Source organism: Streptomyces sp. Ru72, assembly GCF_002920635.1.
In the GTDB taxonomy this organism is placed as follows: Bacteria; Actinomycetota; Actinomycetes; order Streptomycetales; family Streptomycetaceae; genus Streptomyces.
Map to the genome: position 1 here is coordinate 1 of NZ_PQSR01000119.1, position 24,468 is coordinate 24,468.

General features: G+C 69.7%; 17 protein-coding genes. 7 read left to right on the forward strand and 10 right to left on the reverse strand.

Annotated elements, in window-relative coordinates:
* Nucleotides 1-1,811, forward strand: a 1,811-nt coding sequence (locus tag C3488_RS34130) for a UvrD-helicase domain-containing protein (protein ID WP_103844769.1), incomplete at its 5' end; no start/stop codon positions are given.
* A 36-nt stretch (nt 1,812-1,847) separates the two neighbouring features.
* On the opposite strand, the gene C3488_RS34135 is transcribed toward C3488_RS34130, so the two are convergent.
* From C3488_RS34135 to C3488_RS34155, 5 genes are all read right to left on the reverse strand, one after another.
* Entirely contained in the window at nt 1,848-3,506 is a 1,659-nt protein-coding gene (locus C3488_RS34135) for an N-6 DNA methylase (RefSeq protein ID WP_103844770.1), read from the reverse strand.
* 111 nt (nt 3,507-3,617) lie between these two features.
* A complete protein-coding gene (locus C3488_RS34140) occupies nt 3,618-4,889 on the reverse strand; it encodes a sugar ABC transporter permease (RefSeq protein WP_103844771.1) in 1,272 nt (423 codons plus the stop codon).
* Nucleotides 4,883-5,665, reverse strand: a complete 783-nt coding sequence (locus tag C3488_RS34145; protein ID WP_103844772.1) for an ATP-binding cassette domain-containing protein — start codon at nt 5,663-5,665, stop codon at nt 4,883-4,885. Before C3488_RS34145 ends, C3488_RS34140 begins: the two co-directional genes overlap by 7 nt.
* Before the next feature lie 113 nt (nt 5,666-5,778).
* On the reverse strand, nt 5,779-6,870 hold the full coding sequence (locus C3488_RS34150) for a sugar ABC transporter substrate-binding protein (protein WP_103844773.1): 1,092 nt from the start codon (nt 6,868-6,870) through the stop codon (nt 5,779-5,781).
* Between the two features lie 630 nt (nt 6,871-7,500).
* Nucleotides 7,501-9,087: a Na+/H+ antiporter gene (locus C3488_RS34155; RefSeq protein ID WP_103844774.1), complete on the reverse strand. Its 1,587-nt coding sequence runs from the start codon at nt 9,085-9,087 to the stop codon at nt 7,501-7,503.
* Between the two features lie 417 nt (nt 9,088-9,504).
* Here C3488_RS34155 and C3488_RS34160 point away from each other — a divergent pair, with 417 nt between their 5' ends.
* Nucleotides 9,505-11,469: a glycoside hydrolase family 97 protein gene (locus C3488_RS34160; protein WP_103844775.1), complete on the forward strand. Its 1,965-nt coding sequence runs from the start codon at nt 9,505-9,507 to the stop codon at nt 11,467-11,469.
* Nucleotides 11,470-11,471: 2 nt separating this feature from the next.
* Here the strand turns inward: C3488_RS34160 and C3488_RS34165 are convergent, their stop codons facing one another.
* The 5 genes from C3488_RS34165 to C3488_RS34185 all read right to left on the reverse strand — a co-directional run bounded on the left by C3488_RS34165 (nt 11,472) and on the right by C3488_RS34185 (nt 18,631).
* Nucleotides 11,472-12,254, reverse strand: a complete 783-nt coding sequence (locus tag C3488_RS34165; RefSeq protein WP_103844776.1) for an alpha/beta fold hydrolase — start codon at nt 12,252-12,254, stop codon at nt 11,472-11,474.
* A gap of 162 nt (nt 12,255-12,416) precedes the next feature.
* Nucleotides 12,417-15,347, reverse strand: coding sequence for a Tat pathway signal sequence domain protein (locus C3488_RS34170; protein ID WP_103844777.1), 2,931 nt, complete (start codon nt 15,345-15,347; stop codon nt 12,417-12,419).
* Nucleotides 15,348-15,360: 13 nt separating this feature from the next.
* Nucleotides 15,361-16,275, reverse strand: coding sequence for a carbohydrate ABC transporter permease (locus C3488_RS34175; RefSeq protein WP_374955480.1), 915 nt, complete (start codon nt 16,273-16,275; stop codon nt 15,361-15,363).
* The gene (locus C3488_RS34180; RefSeq protein ID WP_103844778.1) at nt 16,272-17,225 is read right to left on the reverse strand and encodes a carbohydrate ABC transporter permease; all 954 of its coding nucleotides are present in this window, start codon (nt 17,223-17,225) and stop codon (nt 16,272-16,274) included. The genes C3488_RS34175 and C3488_RS34180 overlap by 4 nt, the downstream gene beginning before the upstream one ends.
* 80 nt (nt 17,226-17,305) lie before the next feature.
* Nucleotides 17,306-18,631 (reverse strand): ABC transporter substrate-binding protein, encoded by a 1,326-nt coding sequence (locus C3488_RS34185; protein WP_103844779.1) that lies wholly within the window; start codon nt 18,629-18,631, stop codon nt 17,306-17,308.
* A gap of 820 nt (nt 18,632-19,451) precedes the next feature.
* Between C3488_RS34185 and C3488_RS34190 the strand changes: the two genes are divergently transcribed.
* From C3488_RS34190 to C3488_RS34210, 5 genes are all read left to right on the forward strand, one after another.
* Nucleotides 19,452-20,561 (forward strand): LacI family DNA-binding transcriptional regulator, encoded by a 1,110-nt coding sequence (locus C3488_RS34190; protein WP_103844783.1) that lies wholly within the window; start codon nt 19,452-19,454, stop codon nt 20,559-20,561.
* 261 nt (nt 20,562-20,822) lie between these two features.
* Nucleotides 20,823-21,740 (forward strand): L-threonate dehydrogenase, encoded by a 918-nt coding sequence (gene ltnD, locus C3488_RS34195; protein ID WP_103844784.1) that lies wholly within the window; start codon nt 20,823-20,825, stop codon nt 21,738-21,740.
* Between the two features lies 1 nt (nt 21,741).
* Nucleotides 21,742-23,022: a 3-oxo-tetronate kinase gene (gene otnK, locus C3488_RS34200; RefSeq protein ID WP_103844780.1), complete on the forward strand. Its 1,281-nt coding sequence runs from the start codon at nt 21,742-21,744 to the stop codon at nt 23,020-23,022.
* Nucleotides 23,019-23,738 carry an aldolase gene (locus C3488_RS34205; protein WP_103844781.1) on the forward strand — a complete coding sequence of 240 codons (720 nt, stop codon included), beginning with the start codon at nt 23,019-23,021 and terminating at the stop codon, nt 23,736-23,738. The genes otnK and C3488_RS34205 overlap by 4 nt, the downstream gene beginning before the upstream one ends.
* A 52-nt stretch (nt 23,739-23,790) precedes the next feature.
* The coding region (locus C3488_RS34210; RefSeq protein WP_146067982.1) for an MFS transporter at nt 23,791-24,468 on the forward strand (678 nt) is incomplete at its 3' end.

Genomic DNA, 24,468 nt, shown 5'->3' on the forward strand with positions numbered 1-24,468 from the left:
GGGCGCTCGAGGTGCGCAACGTGGTGGCGATCGAGCAGCTGACCCCCCAACTGGAGAAGGCGGCGGCTGCCGCCGATTCCCTTTTGTTCGCCGCCTACTCGGACACTGTGCTGCGCGAACTCGGCATCGACGATCAGGTGCTGCGTGCCGTCCGCACCATCGTGGACAAGGCGCAGCTGGAGGCGTTCGGGACGCTGCTGCCGGAGGACCAGTTCGAGGTGTTGCAGTACCTCGCCGAAGGGTTCATCCCGGAGGAGGTCTACCGGGATGTGGTCGCCGTGCGGCGTCCCGTCGATGCCGGTCCTGATCCGGACGAGAGCCTCGCCGTGGCGATCGCCAACACCACGAGCCGCATCACGCTGGTCACCGGCCCCGAGGAGCTCGCCGACATCCTGGAGAAGCCGTTCGCGGCCTGGCGGGTGTTCCTGCACCCCTCGCAGCGCCGGGTCGCCTACCGGGTGTCGTACGGCGGACCGGTCCAGGTCACGGGTGGTCCGGGAACCGGCAAGACGGTCGCGGCGCTGCACCGGGTGAAGCACCTGCTCAGTCGCTCGCCCGACGCCCGGGTGCTGCTGACCACCTACACCAACGCGCTGGCTGCCTCGCTGCGCGAGAACCTCTCTCTCCTGCTCGACGGGGACGAGTCGCTGCTCGCGCGCGTCGAGGTGACGACGGTCAACGCCTATGCACACGGCATCGTGACCCGCCTCGACGGCAAGGCCCCCTGCCCCATCAACGACCGGGAGGAACGGCAGCTGTGGCAGCGGGTCGTCAAGAAGCTCGGGCTGCCGTGGACCGAGCAGTTCCTGGCGCAGGAGTACCGGCACGTGATCCTGGCCCAGGACCTGCGCAGCCTGGACGCGTACCGCGCGGCGACCCGCCGCGGCCGGGGCAGCGCACTGTCGCCGGCCAAGCGGGACCAACTGTGGCCCGCGGTCGAGCTGTTCGAGTCGTTGCTGCGCGAGCAGAGGGCCACCACGCACCTGAAGGTGTGTTCACGGGCCGCCGAGCTGTTGGCCGCCTCGACGCCCACGCACGACCATGTGGTGGTCGACGAGGCGCAGGATCTCCACCCGGCCCAGTGGCGCGTCCTGCGCGGCGCGGTGGCACCCGGCAGCGACGACCTGTTCATCACGGGCGACCCGCACCAGCGGATCTACGACTCCAAGGTCTCCCTCGGGTCACTGGGCATCTCGGTCACCGGACGCACCCACCGCCTGCGCATCAACTACCGCAGCACCGAAGAGATCCTCGCGTGGTCGACGGGGATACTCAGCCCTGTATCGGTCGACGACCTGGGCGGTGAGGGCAGTGACACGCTGGCCGGCTACCGCTCGCTGCTGCACGGCCGCAGACCGCAGGTGGACGGGTACGGCTCGGAGCAGGCGGAGGTGGCTGCCCTCATCGAGCGCGTGGAGGGGTGGATCGCGCAGGGCATCCGCCCCTCCGAGATAGGTGTGTGCGCCCGCTTCAACGTGCTGCTCGACAAGGCTTACGACAAACTCATTGCCGCGAGGGTGCCGGTGGTCCGAGTCCGAGACAATCCCGGGCCGGACGTCGACGGGGTGCGTCTGGCCACCATGCATGCGATGAAGGGGCTCGAATTCCGCTGCGTCGCCGTGCTGGGGGTGACGGCGAGCGCGGTGCCGTTCGCGCGCGAGGTGACACCCGCCTCGGTGGACGCACTCCAGCACGAGTCCGACCTGCTGCGCGAGCGGTGCCTGGTGTTCGTCGCCTGCACGCGAGCCCGGGAAGCGCTCGCGGTGTCGTGGAGCGGGACGGCCAGCTCGTTCGTACCACCGGCGACGTGACGTAGCGGCCCTGACGACGCCAGAAGGTTCGGTTCGTCAGTCGTCCGGCGCCAAAGCGCCGTTACAGAGGCCGTCCCGCGCCAGGGCCGCGGCCTGCCGGCTGAGCTCCGCCAATCTCCTCGCCCGCTCCTCGAACTCCTGAAGGGCGCGGAACGCGGTCCCGTACCGCCGCTGCTCAGCGATGTCCATCTGCGGGACCCGGGCCCCCTTGCCGTCGAGCCGGAAGGTACCGCTGGCGCTCGTGGAGCGGCGAGTATTGGCCGCGCTGCGCAGGAAGCCCTGGAGAAAGTCGGTGTCCAGCTGGTCGCTGGCTGAGACCGGCTCCGGATCGCCGTACTCGACGAGCCCGGCCCGCGCGAGGTCGGCGACACTGACGGAGGAACCATCCAGGGTGCTCGGTCCGCTGCCCGCCCTCAGTGTCGGAAGGGGCTCGGCCAGGAGCCGGACCAGAGCGGCCAACTCCCTCTGCCGCTCCTGGTATTCAGCGACATAGTCGCGATGCGATCCCTCCACGTGGCGCCCCGGAGTCAGGTCCACCATGTCGTCGAGAAGCTCGATCAGAGAGATGTCAGCCGCTTGATCGGGCCGTGGGTCCAGCGAGCCGTCCGGGTCGTTCGCGGTCAGGTCGACCATGCGCACACTGGCGGCGGCGTCACGGGGTGACTGCGGGCGGCGCAGGTGCCAAAGATGCACAGGCAGCGAGTGCGACACCGCCGAGCCCGGCGGCAGCGCGGTGACTTGGGTGAGGATGCCGCGCCGCACGAGTTCCCCGCGGATGCGGCGGCCCGCCTTGCGGTACGCGACCGAGGCGGGCATGACCATGAGGACGCGGCCACCGGGTGCGGTGTGTGCGTACGCGTGCTGCAACCAGGCCAGCTCTCCCTCGGCGCGCGAAGGCGTGCCGAGCTCCCAGCGGGAGTCGAGCAGCAGGTCCTCGCGCCCCCAGTCGGTGTCACCGACGGGCGGATCGCACACCACCAAGTCCGCCTTGAGGTCCGTCCATCGGTCGTCGCGAAGGGAGTCGCCAGTGACGATATCGACGCGGGTACGCCTGGTGAGATCGGCTCGCAGCTGCGCGTACCTGGCGCTACGGACGTCGAACTCCTGTCCGCACCGCCTCGGCCCCTGCTGGGGTCCGACCGCGAGCAGTAGGGTGCCTATACCGCACGCGGGGTCGAAGAGTGTCGCACCCACCTCCACCTCACCGGCGAAGTGCCTCACGGCGCGGACGATCCGCGGCGAGGTGACCTGGTCCGATCCTGCCCTCCGCACGGATTCGGTGAAGCGCTCAGCCAGCGCGTTCACCACGTCCCCCGCCGAACGGCTCTCGACCATGCCGCGCACCACTCGAACGGCATCCTCGGGCAGCGCGTCCGGGGCCGCCTGCTCCGGGTCGGCAACGAACTGCGCGACATCAGCGACACCGGCGATCATCTCATCGCCGTAGGCACTGCGCAGGGCCTGCCACAGTTGCACCTCGTCCGAGAGGTCTCGTCCCTTGCGCTGCTTGTCCAGCCACGCCTGCACCTCGGCCAGGTCGAAAAGCGGGCTGTTCACGCCGCCGCCCGCCGGAGCGGGGAAGTCGTCGTACCGCCGCCTCCAGTTCGAGACCGCGGCCCGGGTGACGCCCGCTAGCCGAGCGATCTCGGAGCCGGTGACCAAGGGACTGCCCGAGGAGGCGGGTGTGTCTGCCATACGAGCCACCGTACACAGGCCGACGTCAGCCCATCAATGGAATGATTCGTTGACGACGTAAACGAATGGCGTGAGTCTTATCCGTTTACGTGCCCGCGCGCTGTCTGCCGCTCACGCCCGCCCGTGCGTCTCCTGCGAGCGTCGCGACAGTGCGTCGATGACCGCGGCGGCGAACAGGACTCCGCCGGTGATCACGAACTGGACGGCGACCGGGATGCCCGTGATCGCCATGCCCGAGGAGATCGACTGGATGATGAGCGCGCCCAGCACCGCGGACCAGGTGGTGCCGCGTCCGCCGAACAGGCTGGTGCCGCCGATGACCGCGGCCGCGATGGCGTTGAGCAGCAGGACGCCCGAGCCGGAGGACTGGCTCACGGAGGTGATCCGTGAGGCGAGGAACAGTCCGCCGATCGCGGCCATCGTGCCCGAGACCGCCAGCACCGCGGTCTGTACCCAGCCCACGCTGAGACTGGCGCGGCGGGCCGCCTCGATGCCGCCGCCGAGTGCGTAGACCTGCCGTCCGTAGTGCGTGCCGCGCAGGAGGACGTCCAGGCCGGCCGTGATGACCACGAAGATCAGGAGGGCCAGCGGCAGACCCTGGAACCGATTGAGTACGTACGCGGCGCCGAACGCGACCACCGCGAGTGCTCCCGTGCGTACCCCGATCTCCGCGAGCGAGCGGTGCGGCAGGTCGAGGGCGCGTCGGCGCCGCCTGTCCCGGTAGGAGATGAGGAAGAGCAGGCCGGCGCCGAACGCCGCCACACCGTAGGCGACGCTGTGGTTGCCGAAGTAGTAGCTGGTCAGCTGGGCGACGAGACCGTTCTGGTTGAGGTCGATGGTGCCGGTGGTGCCGAGGATGTAGAGCATCACGCCGTTCCAGGTCAGCAGTCCCGCCAGCGTGACCACGAACGCGGGTACGCGGGTCCGGGCGACGGAGAAGCCCTGGATGGTCCCCGCCGCCGTGCCCGTGAGGACGGCGAGGATGACGGCCAGCCATTCGGGCATGCCGTTGTTGACGTTCAGTACGGCGAAGACGGCCGCCGCGAGGCCGCTGATCGAGCCGACCGACAGGTCCAGCTCGCCGATCAGCAGCACGAAGACGATGCCGACCGCGATCAGGCCCGTACCCACGATGTCGACACTGAGGTTCGACAGGTTCCGAGGGGAGAGGAAGTTGGGATTGAGGGACTGGAAGACGATCCACACCGCGGCGAGCACGAGGATGACCGGGAGGGAGCCCAGTTCACCGGCGATGAACCTGCGCCGGGACGCGGCGGCCCAGCCCGCGAGCACAGGGACGATCTTCCGCCCGGGCTGCGGCTGACGGGGGGCGGCGGGGGCGGCCCGCGTGTCGTCTGCCCTCTTGCGGCTCTCTTTCACCAGTCCACCTCCCGGTGGGCCACCCGATGGGGAACGTTCTCCGTGGCCCCGGTGATGGAGGAGATGATCTCTTCCTGAGACGCGGTGTTCACGTTGAAGAAGCCGTTGTTGCGGCCCAGTCGCAGCACCGCGGCCCGGTCTGCGAGAGCTTTGACGTCGGCCATGTTGTGACTGATGAGCAGTACTCCCATGCCGCGGTCACGCAGTTGGTCGACGAGCTCCAGGACCTCGGCGGTCTGCTGGAAGCCGAGGGATGCCGTCGGCTCGTCCAGGAGGAGCAGCCGCGGGTCGCCGAGGAGCGAGCGAGCGATGGCGACCATCTGCCGCTGGCCGCTGGACAGGGAGACGACCGGGGAGCGGAGATCGGCCAGGCCGGTCGCCAGGCGCTTGAGCAGGTCCCGGGTACAGCGTTCCATCTCCACTTCGTCGAGGAATCCGAACCTTCGGATCTCGCGCCCCAGGAACAGGTTGCCGACGACGTCGAGATTCCCGCACAGGGCGAGGTCCTGGTAGACGGTGGCGATGCCGAGTCCCCTGGCGTCGTGGGGACGCCTGATCTGCACCGGCCGGCCCTCCCACTCGATGACGCCCGTGTCCGCGGGTGCGACGCCGGAGATCACCTTGACCAGAGTGGACTTGCCGGCCCCGTTGTCGCCCAGGAGCGCCACGACCTCGCCGGCGCGAACCTCCAGTTCGATGTCGGTGAGGACCTGGACGACGCCGAAGCGCTTGCAGACGCCGTGCAGTGCCAGCAGGGGTTGAGCCGGCACGGAAACCATCTCCTTCCCGGGCCCGGCCGTGGTGAACGGCTCGCCTCGTCCGGCCGTACGACCCGTTCGGCCTGTTCGGCCGCCCGTTCGGCCTTTCGGTCGCCCGTCCGGCCCTGTTCGGCCTATCCGGTGAGTCCGGCCTTGTCGCAGGCCGCCCTGAATCGGGGAATGCAGATCTGTTCGATCGTGTACACCCCGCCTTTCACAAGGGTGTCCTTGATGTTGTCGACGGTCACGGCCACCGGGGTGAGCAGAACCGCCGGAACCGCCTTCTCGCTGCGGTTGCTCACCTTCCCGGTGGCCATACGGTCGAGGTTCTCGCCGCGGGCGGCGGCCACAGCCATGGCGGCGCCCGCGCCGGCCTCGGGCGGGTGCGGCTTCCAGACAGTCATGTACTGCTCGCCGTCGACGATGCGCCGGACGGCACCGAGGTCCGCGTCCTGGCCCGTGACCGGGGGCAGTGGGCTGATCTTGTTCGCTCTGAGGGAGGAGATGATGCCGGAGGCGAGGGCGTCGTTCGCGGAGTAGACACCGTCGATGTGGTCGGCGCCCAGGTCCGCGATGGCTCCCGACATGCTCATGTTGGCGAGGTCCGACCGCCACATGGGCGTGTCGAACATCTTGCCGATCTTGACCTTGCCTCTGAGCACCGACAGGGCTCCCTCCTTGAACGCGACGGCGTTGGGGTCGGTCGGGTCGCCGTTGATCATGACGATCTCGTCGCCGTGCCCTCGGTCATGCATGGCTTGCAGGAGCGCCCTGGCCTGGAGCCTGCCGACCTCCTGACCGTTGAAGGAGACGTAGCCCGCGATGGGGCCTTCGGAGAGGCGGTCGTAGGCGATCACCGGGATACCCGCCTGCTCCGCCTTCTGGACCGCGGAACTGAGCGCCCTGGCATCGACCGCCACGAGCACCAGCGCATCGACCCTTCTGGTGATCATGGAGTCGACCTGCTGCTGCTGGGTGGCCACATCGCCCCGGGCGTTGGCGTGTTCGACCGTGCAGTCGCCGCACAACTCCTTGATCTTCTTCTCCAGCAGGGGCCTGTCGTTCGTCTCCCAGCGGGGCGTGACCGCATCCGGCAGCAGCAGTCCGATGCTCGGACCGTTCCCGCCGCCGACGGCGTGCCCGCCTCCCTGCCCACAGGCCGCGAGAGCGACGGCCACCGACACCGCGGTCGCAGCGAGGACGGCGTTCCGTATGCAGGTCTTCATGCGGGAGACCTCCCTGGGCCTTCCCACCGGGGCGAGGCCTGATCAGGTCCTCAGCTGAGGGCGGCCTCGGAACCGGCAGGTTTCCACAGGTCCCGGGTCGGGACGAATCCCGGTCCGGAGACAGGCCCCGGGTCGGGACGAATCCCGGTCCGGAGACAGGCCCGGGTCCGGACGGCTCCCGGTCCGGAGACGGTCCCGGTCGGGACAAGTCCCGGGTCCGGAGCGGGTCCGGAGTCGTCGGCCCGGCAGCGCACGTGAGCACGGCTGCGCCGTACGACGGCTGCGCCGTACGGCGGCGGGGCCCTCGGCGACGTCGTCGACAGGACAGGTCGTCCAGCGGGCACGGGCGCCTCCCTGACTGCGCACGGCGCTACCCGGCGTCCTCACCATGCCACGTGTACCGGCAGGCTCAGGCCCGCCGAGGGCAGACGGCGACGATGCGGGCGCCGGCGCTCTGCGCCCGCAACGTGCCGTCTGAGAGTGACATGACGGCCACGTCGTCAGTCTGGCATCGGCTGCGACGACCTGCGAGCGCAACGGGTCCATAGTGGTGGCCGGCGCCGGCCGGGGGCAGGCGTCGGCGCACCGGTCGTCCTCAGCCGCGCAGGAGCGGGTTACCGGGACCGGCCGTCAGCCGCGGTCGCGGAGACTGGCTTCCTCGAGGTCGAGTTCGTGCTGGATCCGGCGCCGGGTAGCGTTGCTGATCTTGTTGGCTTGGTAGAGGCGCTGGAGCTCGGCCGCCTCGATCGCGATGAGTGTCCGGCGTATCTCGCGGTAGACGTCGGCAGGACGGGCGTCCGGGTCGCTGTAGTCGGCGTCTTCGACCTGATGGATACGCGCTTCCAGATGGCGACGGGCCTGTTTCAGGGCGGCCTCGGCGGCGGCACCCAGTTCGGCGAGCTGATCGAGATCGCCGAGCTGTTTGAGCTCCTCGAGGGCGGCGTGGGCGATGTGCCGGCGGGTACGGGCCTCCTCGCGGGCGGTGTGCTCCGGCTCCAGGGCGATGCCGGAGCGGCGGACGACCGAGGCGAGGGTGAACCCCTGGAACACGAGAGTGAGCACGACGGTTCCGGTGGTGAGCGTGAGGATGAGCGCCCGGTGCGGCAGCGGATTCCCCGCGTCGGTGGTCAGGGGGATGGAGAGCGTGGCGGCCAGCGGCATGACGCCTCGGGTGCCTGCCCAGGACATGACGGCCGGAACGCGCCAGGAGAGACGACGGTCGCCCTCGCCGTGCCGGTGCTGCATCAGGGCGGACAGCGGGAAGACCCACAGCAGGCGGATCGCCAGCACGGTGAAGGCGATCACCGGCACCCACAGAGGCCAGCCGCGCTCGTCGTGCGCGAGATGACGGACGGCGGAGGGGAGCTCCAGGCCGATGAGGGCGAAGACGACGCTCTCCAGCAGGAAGGCCACGGTGTCGTAGACGGCGTGGACCTGGAGGCGGATGGGGGCGTTGCTGAGCTTGTGACCGGTGCTCCCGAGCACGACGCCGGACACGATGACGGCGGTCACGCCCGAGGCGTGCGATTGCTCGGCGATGACGTACGAGGCGTAGGGAGTGACCAATGCGATGACGGTGTCCAGCATGGGGTCCTCGGTCCGTCGGCGGATGAGGGTCACCACGGCGGCGACCGCCGCGCCGATGAGGACTCCTCCGCCTGCGAGGATCAGGAACTGCTCGACGGTGCCGGACAGGCTGACGGCGCTGCCGGAAACCGCGGTGGCCACGGCGACCTTGTACAGGACCAGGGACGTCGCGTCGTTGAACAGGCTTTCCGCCTGCACCATGGCCTGCACGCGCGGTGGGAGGGACAGGCGCCGGCCGAGCGCGGTCACGGCCACGGGGTCGGTGCTGGCCAGGACCGAGCCGAGGATGAACGCGGTCGCGGCGGTCAGCGGGGTGATCGCTCGGGCGACGTACCCGACGGCGACGGCCGAGGCGAGGACCAGGCCGAAGACCAGGCCGGTCACGGGCCGCCACACGGTGCGCAGGTCGCGGACGGAGATCTCCCCGGCCGAGGCGAAGAGCAGTGGCGGCAGCACCAGCACGTTGATCGTGTGAGGCGGCAGGCTCACCTCGGGAACCCACGGCATCAGCCCGACGACGAGACCGGCGACGACGAGCAGCGAGGGGGCCGGCAGGCTCCAGCGCCGCGCACCGGTCGCCACGGCTGTGGCCAGGACCACCAGCAGGAGAACGACGGTCAGGCCGGTCATGGTGCATCCCCGGTGGGCTACGGCTTGTCACTGCGCTCTGACCAGGCTTTATCAACGTAACCGACCGCGGGCGGCGACGCAGCCGCCGATGTCTCGCGTCGCTTCGACCCACGGGGCGGTCCTGGTGCCCGCTCATCCCGTTTCCCGCACCGGCGCGGTGACCGTGCGGTCGCCCGGCCACCCGGGTGGCGATCGGTGAGCGGCTCGCCGGGGCCCGTGCCGACCGCGCCGGGTGCCTCGATGCTGCCGTCCTCGCCCTCCGCCTCCGACACTCCGGCCCGAGGCGCCGGCTCCGCAGGTCTTGACCCACCCTCGCATCAGCACGTACAACGTTCATCGGAAAACGCTTACTACACCTTTCGCTCGGATCAAGGCCGCACCCAGACGACGCACCCTTCAACGGAGAGGTCCCTGACGATGAGAATGTCCGGCGCCCAGGTGGAGCCCACCGCAGACAGAGCCGGCCGCTCGGGGGCGCTGACCCGTCGGGGGGTGCTCAAGGGCGCGGCCGTCACCGTCGGGCTGGCGGCGGGGATCGGCGCCACGCGGCCCGCCTACGCGGCGGAGGAATCGGTCAGCGCGACCGCGCGCATGGGCGGCAACTCCATCACGATGTCGGTGGTGGACGGAGCGCTGCGGTGGTCCGCCCAGCACGACGGCAGGACGGTGATCGACACCTCCGCCCTGGGCCTCAGGCTCAGCGACGGGACCGTCCTCGGCAGCCATGTGACCGTGACCCGGAACCAGCACTGGACCCTCCACACCACCTGGTCCCCGGTGTACGGGCGCAACGCGACCGTCACCGACCACTACCAGGAGCAGCGCTGGAACCTCGAGGACACCGCCTCCGGGCTCCGCTTCGGCGTCCAGATCCGCGCCTACAAGACCGGCGTCGCGCTGCGCTACGTCCTGCTCGACACCGGCACCGCCACCGTCTCGGACGAACTGACGACGTTCGCCTTCCCCGACGGGACCACCGTCTACAGCGCCCGCGACGAGGACGTCTACAACCCGGTGGCACCGGATTCCATCCCCGTCACCGGCACCTCCGGCACGGACAGCGGTCCCCTGACCGACCTGCCCCTGACCGCGACCCTCTCCGGCGAGCTCATCGCCTGCGTCTGCGAGTCCTCACGGATCGACTTCCCACGGCTGATGCTCGGTTCGGTACCCGGGCAGCCCAACACCCTGGCCGCCTTCCTCATGGAGCACACCGCCCGCGGCACCGGACCGGTCGCGACCGACTCCACCGTCACCACCCCCTTCGCCACACCCTGGCGCGCGGTGGTGATCGGCTCCACCCACGCGGAACTGGTCGACAACGCCGAGCTCGTACTCAACCTGGCGCCGCCCAGCGCACTCACCGACACCTCGTGGATCAAGCCCGGCAAGGTCTTCCGCTGCGAGCTCACCACCGCCGCCGGCCTCGCGGGCGTCGACTTCGCCGTGGCACGCGGCCTGCAGTACATCGAGTACGACGCCGGCTGGTACGGGCCCGAGTTCTCCACCCCCGACGCGACGAAGCCGATCGCCGCCATCGACCTGCCGACCGTCGTCTCGTACGCGACGAGCAAGGGCATCGGGGTCTTCCTCTACGTCAACCGGCTCGCGCTGACCGACGCGGACTCGCTGTTCGGCCTCTACAAGAGCTGGGGCGTCGCGGGCATCAAGCTCGGATTCATCAACGACGGCACCCAGGCGATGACGAACCAGGTCACCGGCTGGGCGCAGACGGCCGCCGAGTACCGGTTGCTGATCGACATGCACGACGACGTCCGGCCGTTCGGCTACGAGCGCACGTACCCGAACTTCATCAGCCTGGAGGGCGTCCGGGGCAACGAGCACTTCCCGACCGCCACACACAACGTGACGCTGCCCTTCGCGCGCAACATCGGCGGCCCGATGGATTACACCATCTGCTACGGCCAGTCGCGCGACACGACGACCAACGCCCATCAGATGGCGATGGCGGCGGTCTACTACCAGCCGCTGAACTTCCTCTTCTGGTACGACAAGCCTTCGAAGTACTCCAACCCGGCCAACTGGCCCGGGCTGCCCTGGTTCAACGCCATCCCCACCACCTGGGACGAGAGCAGGACCCTGGCGGGATCCATCGGCGAGTACGTGGCGGTCGCCCGCCGCAACGGCGACACCTGGTACCTCGGAGCGATGACCAACGAGACGTCGCGGACCCTGTCGATCCCGCTGTCCTTCCTCGGTGGCGGCACCTACACCGCGACCGTCTACGCCGACGGCACGCCGGGCACCAACCCGTACCAGACCCCGGTCATGGTCAGCACTCGGACCGTGACCTCGGAGTCCACGCTCGACGTTGCCATGGCCGGCGCGGGAGGCCAGGCGATCATCCTGAAGCCGAGCTGATCTCAGGCGGTTGCCGCCTTCGCCCAGTCCTCGATGAGCCCGACGGTGCGGTCGACGTGTTCCTCGTGCAGATAGTGGCCGGAGTCAGGCCAGTGCTCCACGCGGGACCCCGGCACGTGCAGCGTGCCGCGCTCCCAGATCGCCGCCTCCTCGGAGGTCCATACGGTGAGCGCCGGCCGGGTGCGCAGGCGGAGGTACGCCTCGCTGTGCGGGCGGACGCCGACCGCGCCCCGGTCGGTGTACATGCCCGCGTACGCCTGGGCGATGACGTGGTCGGGCGTGCCCAGCATGGCGCGGACATGACCAATGCGCAGGCCCGGACGGGCGCCCGGAGCGAACGCTGCGGCCACGAACTCGGCAGCCGCGCGCGCCCCGTGTTCCCGGTACGCGGCGAGCCGGGCCGGAATCCCCTCCACCTCGGCGCCGTGCGCGCCGTGCGCGGGATCGAGGGCGACCACCGATCGGACGTGGGCGGGATGGCGTACGGCCAGCAGGTTGACCACCTGGCCGCCCATGGAGTGCCCGACGGCGACCACCGGACCGGTGCCCAGGGAGTCGATGAGTGCGGCCAGGTCGTCGGCCATCGCGACCGGTGTGTTGCCCTCGTCCGGCACCGGCGACCGGCCGTGCCCGCGCAGATCCGGTACGACGACCCGGAACCGGCCGGCCAGGGCCTCGGCGTGCGGGGACCACTCCCTGCCGTCTCCGCCCCAGCCGTGCACGAGGAGCAGGGCCGGGGCACCGGCGGGGCCGAGGTCGGTGCGGAACAGGCGGAGGTGGTCCATCAGGTGCTCCGTTCGCGGTGGGTCGCGTACGCCTGGTTCGTGTGAGTGCGCAATCGCGAGTGTGGGTGCGGGGCGCGGACCGGAGTGCGTGGGCGGGCCGGTGCGGTCCCCCGTGCCGCACCGGCCCGCCGGGCGGATCAGCCCCGGTCCAGAATGAACACGTCAGCCCCGGTACAGGACGAGCGTGCTGCGCGGTCCCAGCTTCGGGCGCTCGCCGGCGCCGACGGTCCTGCCGGTGGCGAGGTCGCGGGCCGGGCCGAACTCCTGACGGGCGGGCAGGGTGGCTGTCTTGTCGGTGCTGGTGTTCATGGCGATGAGGTAGTCGCCGTACTCGCAGAGATAGAAGGGGGCACGGCCGACGAGCATGGTCTCGACGCCGTCGAAGTGGACGCCGAGGGTGGGGTCGGGGACGTCGTCGGGGACGGGCGCGAGGTGGTAGACGTCGCCGGCCAGCGCCTGGTGGAGGGTGTCGCCGGGCGGCGGGAAGCCGCCGGGCGGGAGGTGGGAGGCGCCCGGGTCGTTGATGGCGTAGTCCCACAGGATCCAGTCGCGGGCGGTGAAGGTGGCGTCGGTGGTGCCCGCGGAGCGTTCCCGGATCGTGGCGGAGCGCTGGTCGACGGGGGTGACGTGGTGGATGCGGGCGTAGTCGTTCACGCCCTGGCGGGCGCGGAAGTAGAGGGAGGCGAAGAGGAGTTCCCGCCCGTTCTTGACGGCTATGCAGCCGTTGTCCTCGTCGGTGACGACGAAGTCGGGCTGGTCCCAGGCAGTCGGGATCCCGGCGGGCCGGGCGGGCAGGGACTGGAACTCGTCCCAGTCGCGCGAGAGGAACCGCAGAGCGTTCAGGCCCACCCGGGTCCAGGTGTGAGTGGCCTGGAGGTGGAGCTGCGGGTAGAGCTGCCCGTCGGCGACCATCTCCTGTGTCCAGCCGACGATCTCCGGGTCCTTGAACACGGCTGCCGTCATGACGGGGTTGGAGTCCCAGGCCGTACGGGAGGCGTACGCGATCTCGCCGGGGTAGACCTCGTTGCGCCAGCCGATGACGGTCTCGAGGCGGGAGATCCGGCAGTGGTCCTTGTCGACGTCGACGACCCGGAACCGACCGCGCGCCTTGGTCATCGTCACCATCTGCTCTCGCAGTTCGGGGGCGTCCTGGCCGCCGTAGCCGCGGGTGACGGACTCGTACATCATCACGAGCCAGTCCATCACCTCGCCGTAGCTGCCGACATAGCCGAGTTCGCGGGTCAGGCCGGCCTTGGTGACCTGGTAATAGCTCTCGCCGAGCGGCTTGGTCGGGTTGCCGTCGGCGTCCTCGGGCCCCAGGTAGGGCTTGAGGCCGATCGACTGGTACATGTAGTCGCGGGCCTTGTCCTCCGGCAGGGCCAGGCCGGGGGCAAGGAGCTTCAGGCCCCGGTTGGTCTGGTAGATGCCGATGGCGCAGATCTGGGACTGGTTGCTGTAGTGCGGGAAGTGCTGCCGCCAGTAGTCACGGCTGGACTTGAGCATGTCGGCGTACGCGTCCTTGCGCACCGGCGGCACGGGCGTGGTCGTGCCACCGGGGGCGACCAGGGTGACGTCGTCGAACCAGGCGGTGCCGGGGCCGGACAGGCGCAGGTGCATCTCCATCTGGGTGGCGCCTGCCGGGGTGGCGAAGACGAACTCGACGTACTCCCAGTCGTGGGTGCCCTTGCTCGCGTACACCTTGTGGTCGCTGCCGACCAGCTTGCCGCTCGCGTCGAAGAACAGCGGGTCGATGTGGGCGCCGGCACCCGTGACGGCGTCGGTCCTGATCCAGGCGCCGTATCTGTACGTGCCCTGAGCTATGCGGGTTCTCGGGGTGGAGTTGACGTAGCTGTAGCCGCTCGTGGTGGTGACCTGGAGCTTGAGCGAGGCGGAGCCGGAGCGGGAGACCGTCGTGTCGCGGGCCCAGGTGCCGCCGCCCGCGGAGGCCCAGCCGGGCATCTGCCAGGAGGTGGGAGTGTCCGTCCCCGATTCGAAGCCGGGGTTGGCGATGGCGTACGGCGATCCGGTGACCTGTTCGTTCAGGCGGTCGCCGAGGTGCTCCCAGAGCAGGGCCAGCACCAGGCCGACCCGGCCGAAGCCCTGCCACTGCTGGTCGGAGCCGGTCATGACAGTGGCGTCGGACTTCCACGCCATGTAGCGGCCGTCGATGGCCTGGAGCACGCGGTCCAGCGCCTGCGGGTTCTGGTGGGCGGGGCTGCCGGACCACAGATAGCCCTCGGCCAGCGACTGCATGGCCCAGCCGTCCATGGTGGCCGGGTCGGCGGTGGTGAGGAGGTTCTTCTGATCCTTCTGCACCCGCGCCTTGATGGCGTCCAGGACCTCCTCGCCGCCGCTGCGGGTCTGCGGCTCGGGCGCGGTGCCCTGGGCCTCGCCCTTGGGCGGCACGAAGTACGGGTCGGTGTGGGTGTAGAGGCGGTAGATGCCACGCGACGGAGTGGTCATCTTGTAGTAGAGCTGGGCCTGGTTCTGGCCGTAGGACCAGATGCGGCCCATGGCGCGGATCTCCAGCGTCACCTTGTCCTTGCCAGCGGTCATCTTCTCCGGCAGCGGCAGGGTGTGGAAGAAGAAGCGGCCCGGAGTGCGCGGCGCGGTGTCGAGGATGTCGAGGCTGTCGACCGCGCCCTGGTCCTCGTGGCCGACCTGCTTGCCCTCGCAGAACAGTTGCAGCCGCCACATGTTGGTGCCGGACGCGGCCTCCTCGGAGCTGTTGTCGTAGTCGTCGCCCCACAGCCGGACCGTGACGTACGTGGTGCCGGCCGGGCAGACGGCGACGTCGAACTTGAGCGAGCCGCCCCAATACGACGCCGGACTGGTCGGGTTGAGGACGCGTGCGCTCTGGCCGAGGCCGCCGGTGATCCTGTCGGAGAGGGTAGCGGTGAGGTTGTGCGCGGTCTCGGAGTCCGGGTCGCCGAAGACAACGATGTCCAAGGGGGCGGGATCGCGTCGACCGGGAGGGACGTCGGGGGTTGCGGCGGCGGCCGTCGGGGCCGACGGCAGACCGAGGACTGCGACGGCGGCACCGGCCGTTCCGGCGTACTTCAGCACGTCGCGGCGTGCGGGGGCGTGGGACACGGCTCTGAGTCCTTTACTTGAGGCTGCCCATGAGGATTCCGCTGCGCCAGTACTTCTGGAGCGCGAACATGAAGACCGCCAGCGGGATGATCGACAACAGGGATCCGGTGAGGACGAGGGTGTTCATGTCGCGTGAGGTCTGCGCCTGTTGCACCCAGGAGAACAGGCCGAGGGTGACGGGGAAGCTGCGCTCGCCGTTGAGCATGAACAGCGGCAGGAAGAAGTTGTTCCAGATGTTGACGAAGTCGAGCATGAAGATCGTGATGCCGCCGGTGCGCATCAGCCGCAGCGCGACCGAGAGGAAGATCCGCGTTTCGCTCGCGCCGTCGATGCGCGCCGCCTCCATCAACTCGGCGGGCACCGAGGTGTCGGCGTAGACCTTGCCGAGGTAGACCCCGAAAGGGTTGATGAAGTAGGGGATCAGCACCGCCCAGACGGTGTTCGTCAACCCGGTCTGGGCGAAGACCAGGTACAGCGGGAAGGCCAGCAGGGTGCTCGGCAGCAGCGAGGCACCGACGATGACCCCGAACAGCGGGCCTCGGCCGCGGAAATCGTACTTGGCCAGGCCGTATCCGGCGGCGAGGGAGATCAGTGTCGAGCCCGCGGCACCGGCGGTGGAGTACAGGACGGAGTTGAGGATCCAGCGGCCGAACACGCCGTCGTGGTAGTCCCAGACCGCCCGCATGTTGCCGGCGAAGTGGTCGGAGGAGAACCACAGGCCGAAGGTGGAGTACAGGTCCGTCTGGCTCTTGGTCGAGGCGACCAGCAGGAACCAGGTGGGCGCCAGGGAGTAGAGCAGGAAGACGATCAGCAGGCCGGTGGTCAGTGCGATCGCACGGCGGCTCGGACGCACGCCGCCGCCCGAGCCGTCGGCGGCCTTGGGAGAACGGGCGACCGTGGTGGCACGGACGGCGGTGGCACTGCTCATGACATCCTCCTGTGCGTGACGCGGTAGAAGACGAAGGCGAGGATGCCGGTGACCACGGCGAGAACCAGGGATTCGGCGGCGGCGTACTGGAAGTCCCCGGTCTTGAACGCGCGGTCGAAGATCTCCAGCATCGGCGTGAAGTTCGTGCTGATCGACTCCGGTGCCACGTACCGCAGGAACAGCGGCTCGGCGAACAGCTGGAGCCGGCCGATCAGGGAGAACATGCCGGTCAGGACGAGGATCCCGGTGATGTTCGGCACCTTGACGGACCAGGCGATGCGCCACTCCTTCGCCCCGTCGAGCCGGGCCGCCTCGTACAGCTCGCGCGGCAGCGCCTGCAGCGAGGCGGAGATCAGGATCATGTTGAAGCCGATGCCCTGCCAGGTGAGCAGATTCCCCAGCGAGAGGTACGTGTTGAGGCCGCCGAAGAAGGTGAAGTGCGCGCCCACGCGATCGGCCACGTCGAGGATCGGGCTGGCGGTCGGGCTGTACAGGAACAGCCAGATCAGCGTGGAGACCACGCCCGGGATGACGTACGGGACGAGGAGGCCCGCGCGGAAGAAGCGCACCGCCCGCGCCGCGACACCGTCCAGGAGAAGGGCCAGCACCAGCGAGATGCCGAGCATCACCACGATCTGCACACTGCCGAAGAGCAGCGTGCGCAGCACGCCGGCCCAGAAGGTGCCGTCCGAGAGGATCGCCGAGAAGTTGGCGAAGCCCGTGAAGACGACCCTGGTCGGGCCGAAGCCGATGCCGCTGCTCTTCTTCTCGTGCAGGCTCTGGCCGAAGGCGTAGGCGATCGGCAGGACGTAGGTGGCGAGGAACCCGATGAGGAAGGGCAGCATGAACAGCAGACCCTTGTAGGCTCCCCGCTTCCCGGCCCGGCGGGGGGAGGTCCGCCGGGCCGGAGCGTCGGTGGCGACCGCGGATGGTCGCGTCAGGGTGGACACGGGTGACTCTCCAGGTGAGGGGCGGGGACGGAGCCGCGGCCGGCGGCCGGGCGGGTCCTCGGGCGGATCGCGCGATCGGGTCAGCCGGCGGCGACGGCCTTGACGCCCTTCTTCTTCAGGTCGGCCAGCACCCAGTCCTGAAGGTGCGTCAGCATGTCCTTGACGGTGAGCTGCTTCTTCATGACCTGGCCCCACTGCTTCTGCATCTCGGAGTACATGGCGGCGTAGTCCGGCCCGTACTGCCACTGCTCACCGACCCGGGAGGCAGCCGTGGTGATCACCTTCGCGCTGTCGGACCTCCCGTTGAACATCTCGGTCGGGATGATCTTGCCGACGTACGGCGAGACGTCCTTGACCGCCGGGAAGAGGCCGGACTTGGACCTCGGGTCGGTCAGCGCGGCCAACGACTCCTTACTGCTGGACAGCCAGGCGGCGAACTGGGCGGCGCGGTCGGGGTACCTGCAGCCCTTGAGGACGGCGGTGACGTCGAAGTTGCTGGAGGTCTGCGGCTTGGCGGGGTCGAAGACCGGCGCGTCGGCGAGCTGCCACTCTCCCCTGGACTTGGGGAAGTTGGTGTCGTAGATCGGCAGCTGCCAGGTGGAGGTCGTCATCATGATGGTCTTGCCGAGGTCCCAGGTCTTGAAGACGCCCGGGTCCTGGTAGGAGGCGTTGGAGGCGAGGTCGTCGTCCACGAGCTGCTGGACGATGTCGCCGGCCTTCAGGGCCTGCGGGGTGGTGAAGCCGATCTGCCAGTGGTCGCCGTCCACCTTGTACCACTGGGCCCCGGCCTGCCAGGACAGGTCGACCAGGGTGCTCGGGTCCTCGCCCGCCATGTTGAAGATCTTGACGCTCTTGTCCTTCTTCTGCACCGCCTTGCCCGCGGCGATCACGTCGTCCCAGGTGGTGGGCGCCTTGATGCCGTACCTCTGGAACAGGTCGGCACGGTAGGCGGTGAACAGCGGCGAGGAGCCGGTGGGGATGCCGTAGGTGATGCCGCCCGGGCTGACCGCGTTCCAGGCCGGGGTGGTGTAGCGGGACCTGTACGGTCCGGCGACCTTCGTGATGTCGGTGAGCAGGCCGTCGGCGGCGAAGTTCGCCAGGTTCATCCCGTCCATCTTGGACAGGCAGGGGGCGTTGCCGGAGGTGATCGCGGCGCGCAGCTTCTGGTAGACGGTGTCGCCGGCTGCGTTGACGAACGTCACCTGGGTCTCGGGGTGTTCCTTGTTCCAGACCTCGACCTGGTCCTGGATGCCGTCCGTCCAGCTCCAGAACTCCAGCTTCACATCGCCCTTGGTGGTCTTGCCCGCCGAGTCGGTGTCACCACCGCCGCCGCAGGCTGCCAGGACGAGGGACAGGGAGACGGCGGCAGCCGCGCCGGCCACGGCTCTCGTGCGAATGGTGCTCATCGGTCCTCCGGGAAGGGCTGGACAGCGCCGGCGACAGGGAGAAGGGCGCGGGCGGCTGGAGGGGACAGCGAGAGGGACGGCCATATGTTGTGTAACCGTTTGCTGTGGGACCGTAGGACTCCTGAGCGGTCTTCCGCAAGGGGACGGGACTTGCGCGTTTCGTCAAGCTCTCCTTCAGATCACCAAAACGCCCCGTCCACCTGCGACTTCTTCAGACGCTTCGATTCGACGAAGCGGGGAGACAACGGACGGATGGTCCCCCGCGACCAGTGACCGGCCGCCAGATCTGTCTCACGACGTCGAATACGTTTACTGCACTTCTCTCCCCCCGGCGGGAGATGACTGCCATGGCGCGCCGCCCCTCGCCGGGTCCGCCGCATCAACCCGGTGCACCTGCCCGGGCTCTTCCGAACTCCGGGCCCGTCAGGACGCGTTGAACGGCGGACGGCTCAGCGCCGTGCTCGACATGACGGAACGGGGGCCGCTGCCCGCGGAGTGGCCCCTGCACGAAAGCCGAACGCCCGCCTCGACCCCGCACATCACCGGCTCGCTCGGCAACGAACCGGAGCGGCTCGGGAGCACCGCCGTGGACGAACTGGCGCTGTTCTGCCCGGGATCACCGCTCGCGCATGCGGTGCGCCGGGCCGATCCGGTCGACAGCGCCCGATCCGGGCGGGATGGCTGCAACGGCGGCGATCGGCGGGGCGGCGCCGACCGCGGAAGGAGTGCCGTTGCGGGAGAAAACGTATACCGGTCTGCAGCCCAGCGCGTTTCCGCCTGCGAGCCGGTGGGACGCAGCCGATGCAGTAACGTCGGACCCGTGACGGACAAGGAAGAGGGGCCGCCGAGCAGCCGTGGAGCGAGGAAGGCGAAGCGGAGCAGCAGGTCGGCGGACAGGCCGAGCACGATCCGGGACGTCGCAGCCAGGGCCGGTGTCTCCGTAGCAACCGTTTCCCGGACGCTGGCGGGCAACTATCCGGTGTCCGCGGAAACCAGGGAGCGAGTCATGGCTGCCGTCGACTCCCTCCACTACGTCGTGAACGTCCACGCCAAGGCGCTCTCCGGACGCGTCGCCGGCCCCATCGCCCTCGTCCTCAAGGACATCACGGGCCCGTCCCTCGCCCATGTGGCCGCCGGAGTGGAACAGGAGGCCGGCAGCCGGGGCCGCCTCAGCCTGGTCTGCTCCACCAAGGGCGACACGGACCGGGAGGACGACCTCGTCCAGCTGATGCGGGAACAACACGCCGCGGCGGTCATCCTCGTCGGCGGCACAGTGGCGGACGACGCCTACCACCGCCGGATGGCCGGTTACGCCAAGGCGCTGGACTCCGCGGGATCGCGGCTGGTGCTCTGCGGCCGACCGCCCCTGCCCGAGGGTGTCCCGGCGACGGTCGTGGACTACGACAATCGCGGCGGCGCCTTCCAGGCCACCGCTCACTTGCTCACGGCAGGCCATCGGCGCGTCCTCTTCCTCGGCGGTGCGCCCGGCTTCAGCAGCGCGGAGGAGCGCCACCTCGGCTACCGGGACGCCCTGCGCGCCCACGGCACCGCGTACGCCGAGGAGCTGGACACCTTCGGGGACTACACCCGGAAGTCGGGCTACCTGCGCACCCGTGACGCGCTGCGCTCAAAAGCGGAGTTCACGGCGGTCTTCGCGGGCTCCGACATGGTCGCCCTGGGCGCGCTGGCCGCCCTGCGGGAGGCCGGTCTGCGCGTCCCGCGCGATGTCTCCCTTGTCGGCTTCGACGACGTCCCCTTCGCGACCGACCTGACCCCGCCGCTCACCACGGTCCGCGTTCCGTACGAGGAGCTGGGCCGCACCGCCGTACGCCTCGCCCTGGAACGGGACGTGGGTTTCGCGTCCGACGACCACGTCGTGCTGAGCACCCAGCTGGTGATCCGGGATTCGGTGCGCCCGGCGAGAGCGTGAGACTGCACCACCCCACCTGACCTGTCGGCGTGCGGCGCCTGGCTCACGTCGCCGCGACCGATCAGGGTGAAAAACCGCGCCGCGTCCGATATGGCCGAGCTTGAACGGTCGCGCCATCCCTCGACCTCGCGCCCGCCGACTCGGCCACCGCCGCACGTGACGTACATCACAGGATCCCAAACTGTGCACTCAGGTCATCATATGACCTGACGAGCCCGGGGTGATCGACACACCGGACGGCACAGCAGGACGAGGATGAGCATGAAGGACCAGGACGATCTCCGACTGCCGCGCGTGGGCGTGGTGGGACTCGGAGCCATGGGTCTCGGGATGGCCCGCAGCCTGCGGAACGCGGGCTACGACGTGGGGGTCCACGACCTGCGATCGGACGTGGCGGAGGCCTTCGCCCGTGACGGCGGCACGGCATTCGCCTCCGCCGGCGATCTGGCGGCCGCCGTCGACGTCCTGGTCGGCGTGGTGGTCAACGCTGCGCAGGTCGAGTCGGTACTGTTCGGCGCCGCCGGGGCGGCCGACCGGCTCCGCCCGGGCGCTGTCTTCGTGATGTGCTCGACGGTGGACCCCGCCTGGTCCGCCGAGCTCGAGGCGCGTCTGGATGAGAAGGGCGTGCTCTACCTGGACGCCCCCGTCTCCGGTGGCGCCGCGCGCGCGGCGGCCGGCGAGCTCACCATGATGACCTCCGGCGCGGACGCGGCCTACGCGGTCGCCGACCCTGTGCTCGAGGCGATGAGCAGCACGGTCTACCGCCTGGGGGACCGCGCCGGGCTCGGCTCGAAGGTCAAGATCGTGAATCAGCTGCTCGCGGGTGTGCACATCGCGGCGGCCGCCGAGGCGATGGCCCTGGGCATCAAGGCGGGTGTCCCTGCCGAGGCGCTCTACGAGGTGATCACTCACAGCGCCGGCAACTCGTGGATGTTCGAGAACCGCATGGCGCACGTCCTCGCCGGTGACTACACGCCCCTCTCCGCGGTCGACATCTTCGTCAAGGACCTGGGGATCGTGCTGGACTCCGCCAGACCGGAGCGGTTTCCGCTCCCCCTCGCCGCCACCGCCCACCAGATGTTCCTCCAGGCATCGGCGTCCGGTCTCGGGGGCGAGGACGACAGCGCGGTCATCAAGATCTTCCCGGGGGTCGTCCTGCCCGAGGCGACGGAGGTCTGACATGGCGATCCGACTCGGCTGCGTCGCCGACGACTTCACCGGCGCCACGGACCTGGCCAACAACCTGGTGCACGCGGGCATGCGCGTGGTCCAGCTGATCGACGTACCGCAGTGCGGCACCCAGGAGGCGATGGACGCGGACGCCGTGGTCATCGCGCTCAAGTCGCGGACCGTCCCGGCAGGCGAAGCCGTCGAGGCCTCCCTCCGGGCGCTCGCCTGGCTGCGGTCCGCGGGAGCCGAACAGATCTACTTCAAGTACTGCTCCACCTTCGACTCGACACCCGCCGGCAACATCGGGCCGGTCACCGAGGCCCTGATGGACGCACTGGGTACCGACTTCACCGTCGCCACGCCCGCGTTCCCCGACAACGGCCGCACGGTCTTCAAGGGCCATCTCTTCGTCGGCGACGTGCTGCTCAGCGAGAGCGGCATGCGCCACCACCCCCTCACCCCGATGACCGACTCCAACCTGGTCTCGGTCCTCGGCGCGCAGACCACGCGACCGGTCGGCCTCATCGACCACACGGTCGTCGCCGGCGGCGTCCCGTCGATCCGGGCCCGCATCGAGGCTCTGCGCGAGGACGGCTTCGGGATGGCCGTCGTCGACGCCGTCTCCAACGACGACCTCCTGCGGCTGGGCGCGGCGGTCCGAGGGCTGCCCCTGGTGACCGCGGGCTCGGGCCTGGCGATCGGTCTGCCCGCGAACTGGGGGTTCAAGCCGTCCCGCGCCGCGGCACAGCTGCCGGCGCCCGGCGGCCACGCGGCCGTCGTCTCCGGATCGGTGTCCGTCGCCACGAACCACCAGGTGCTTCAGTTCCTGCGCGGCGGCCGACCCGCGTTCAGCGTGGACCCGTTGCGCGTCGCAGCCGGCGAGGACGTGGCCGGCGAGGCCCTGACGTTCGCCGAGAGGCACCTGGCCGACGGGCCGGTCCTCGTCTACTCCACCGAGTCACCCGACACCGTGCGTGCCGTCCAGGGCCGACTCGGCGCCGCCGAGGCCGGTGAGCTCGTGGAGCAGACCCTGGCCCGCGTGGCGCAGGGGCTCGTGGAACTGGGCGTCCGGCGGCTCGTCGTCGCAGGCGGCGAGACCTCCGGAGCGGTCGTCCAGGCGCTCGGCATCACCGGACTGCGGATCGGACCGCAGATCGACCCCGGTGTGCCGTGGTGCGCCGCCACCCTTCCTGGCGGGGACACGCTCCACATCACCCTGAAGTCCGGCAACTTCGGGGCCCCCGACTTCTTCACCTCCTCATTCGCCCTCCTGGACCGGGAGACCTCATGACGCAGCCCTTGGAGACCGTGGGCGACAGGGCACGCGACGCGACCGTCGACGAGGTGGACGACGTGGTCGACACGGCACGTGACGAAATCGTCCGGGTGGGCACGAGCCTGTTCGCCCGGGGCTACGTCCACGCCAGCGCGGGCAACATCAGCGCCAGGGTCGGCGACCGCCATCTGATCACTCCCACCGACGCCGCGCTGGGCTTCCTCGAACCCCACCGCCTCGCACTGGTCGATGCCGCCGGCGAGCAGATCGCCGGCGACCGTGCCAGCAAGACCCTGATGCTCCACCGACGCATCTGTGCCTCCGACCCGACGGCGCGGTTCGTCATCCACACCCACTCCACGCACCTGGTCGCACTCACCCTGGCCGGCGTGTGGAGCAGGAACGACGTGCTCCCGCCCATCACTCCCTACTACGTGATGAAGGTCGGGCACGTCCCGCTCATCCCCTACCACCGGCCCGGCGACCCCCGTGTGGCCGACCTGGTGACCGCCCGTATCGCCGAACGAGCAGCGAGCCGCACGCCCATCAGGGCCGTTCTGCTCGACCGGCTGGGCCCCGTGGTCTGGGGCCCCGACGCGGCCACCGCCCTCGCCGTCCTGGAAGAACTCGAGGAGACGGCACGTCTCTGGCTCCTGACCGACCGTCGACCCGAGCCGCTGCCCGCCGACGCGATCGCCGAACTGAGGAACACCTTCGGCGCCGCCTGGTGACCAGCCCTTCCCCCGTCGAAGAATCCCCCGAGCCGCACGAAGGATTCCGCTCATGCCCATGCCCACGACGACGGCGACCGGCCTCTCCGGCCTCGCCGGTGAGAACGCCGTCTTCCGCAAGGTCACCGGACGCATCGTCCCCTTCCTCATGCTCTGCTACGTCGTCTCCTATCTGGACCGGGTCAACGTCGGCTTCGCCAAGCTCCAGATGTCCGCCCAGCTCGGGATCGGCGACGCGGCGTACGGCCTCGGTGCCGGCCTGTTCTTCATCGGCTACTTCCTGTTCGAGGTCCCCTCGAACCTGATACTGCAACGCGTCGGCGCCCGCACCTGGATCGCCCGGATCATGATCAGCTGGGGCCTGGTGTCCGCGGCCTCCATGTTCGTCACCAACGAGGCGACGTTCTACGTGCTCAGGTTCCTTCTCGGTGCCGCCGAGGCGGGGTTCTATCCGGGGGTGATCCTCTACTGCACCTACTGGTTCCCGTCACACCGCCGCGCCCGGGTGATCGCGCTCTTCATGTCGGCCATCCCCGTGGCCGGCATCTTCGGCAACCCCCTCTCCGGCTGGATCATGGACCGGTTCCAGGGCCTGAACGGCTGGCAGGGCTGGCAGTGGATGTTCCTGCTGGAGGCGATCCCCGCGGCCGTCATCGGCGTGATCACGCTGTTCTACCTCGACAACGGCCCGCGCAGCGCCAAGTGGCTCACCGATGAGGAGAAGACCGTC

What these genes read in the sequence shown, in the direction of transcription:
- C3488_RS34155 (WP_103844774.1), bottom strand. Translation starts at nt 9,087, where the DNA reads ATGACCGGCCTGACCGTCGTTCTCCTGCTGGTGGTCCTGGCCACAGCC.
- C3488_RS34165 (WP_103844776.1), bottom strand. Translation starts at nt 12,254, where the DNA reads ATGGACCACCTCCGCCTGTTCCGCACCGACCTCGGCCCCGCCGGTGCC.
- ltnD (WP_103844784.1), top strand. Translation starts at nt 20,823, where the DNA reads ATGAAGGACCAGGACGATCTCCGACTGCCGCGCGTGGGCGTGGTGGGA.
- C3488_RS34145 (WP_103844772.1), bottom strand. Translation starts at nt 5,665, where the DNA reads ATGGTTTCCGTGCCGGCTCAACCCCTGCTGGCACTGCACGGCGTCTGC.
- otnK (WP_103844780.1), top strand. Translation starts at nt 21,742, where the DNA reads ATGGCGATCCGACTCGGCTGCGTCGCCGACGACTTCACCGGCGCCACG.
- C3488_RS34160 (WP_103844775.1), top strand. Translation starts at nt 9,505, where the DNA reads ATGAGAATGTCCGGCGCCCAGGTGGAGCCCACCGCAGACAGAGCCGGC.
- C3488_RS34185 (WP_103844779.1), bottom strand. Translation starts at nt 18,631, where the DNA reads ATGAGCACCATTCGCACGAGAGCCGTGGCCGGCGCGGCTGCCGCCGTC.
- C3488_RS34135 (WP_103844770.1), bottom strand. Translation starts at nt 3,506, where the DNA reads ATGGCAGACACACCCGCCTCCTCGGGCAGTCCCTTGGTCACCGGCTCC.
- C3488_RS34175 (WP_374955480.1), bottom strand. Translation starts at nt 16,275, where the DNA reads ATGAGCAGTGCCACCGCCGTCCGTGCCACCACGGTCGCCCGTTCTCCC.
- C3488_RS34205 (WP_103844781.1), top strand. Translation starts at nt 23,019, where the DNA reads ATGACGCAGCCCTTGGAGACCGTGGGCGACAGGGCACGCGACGCGACC.
- C3488_RS34150 (WP_103844773.1), bottom strand. Translation starts at nt 6,870, where the DNA reads ATGAAGACCTGCATACGGAACGCCGTCCTCGCTGCGACCGCGGTGTCG.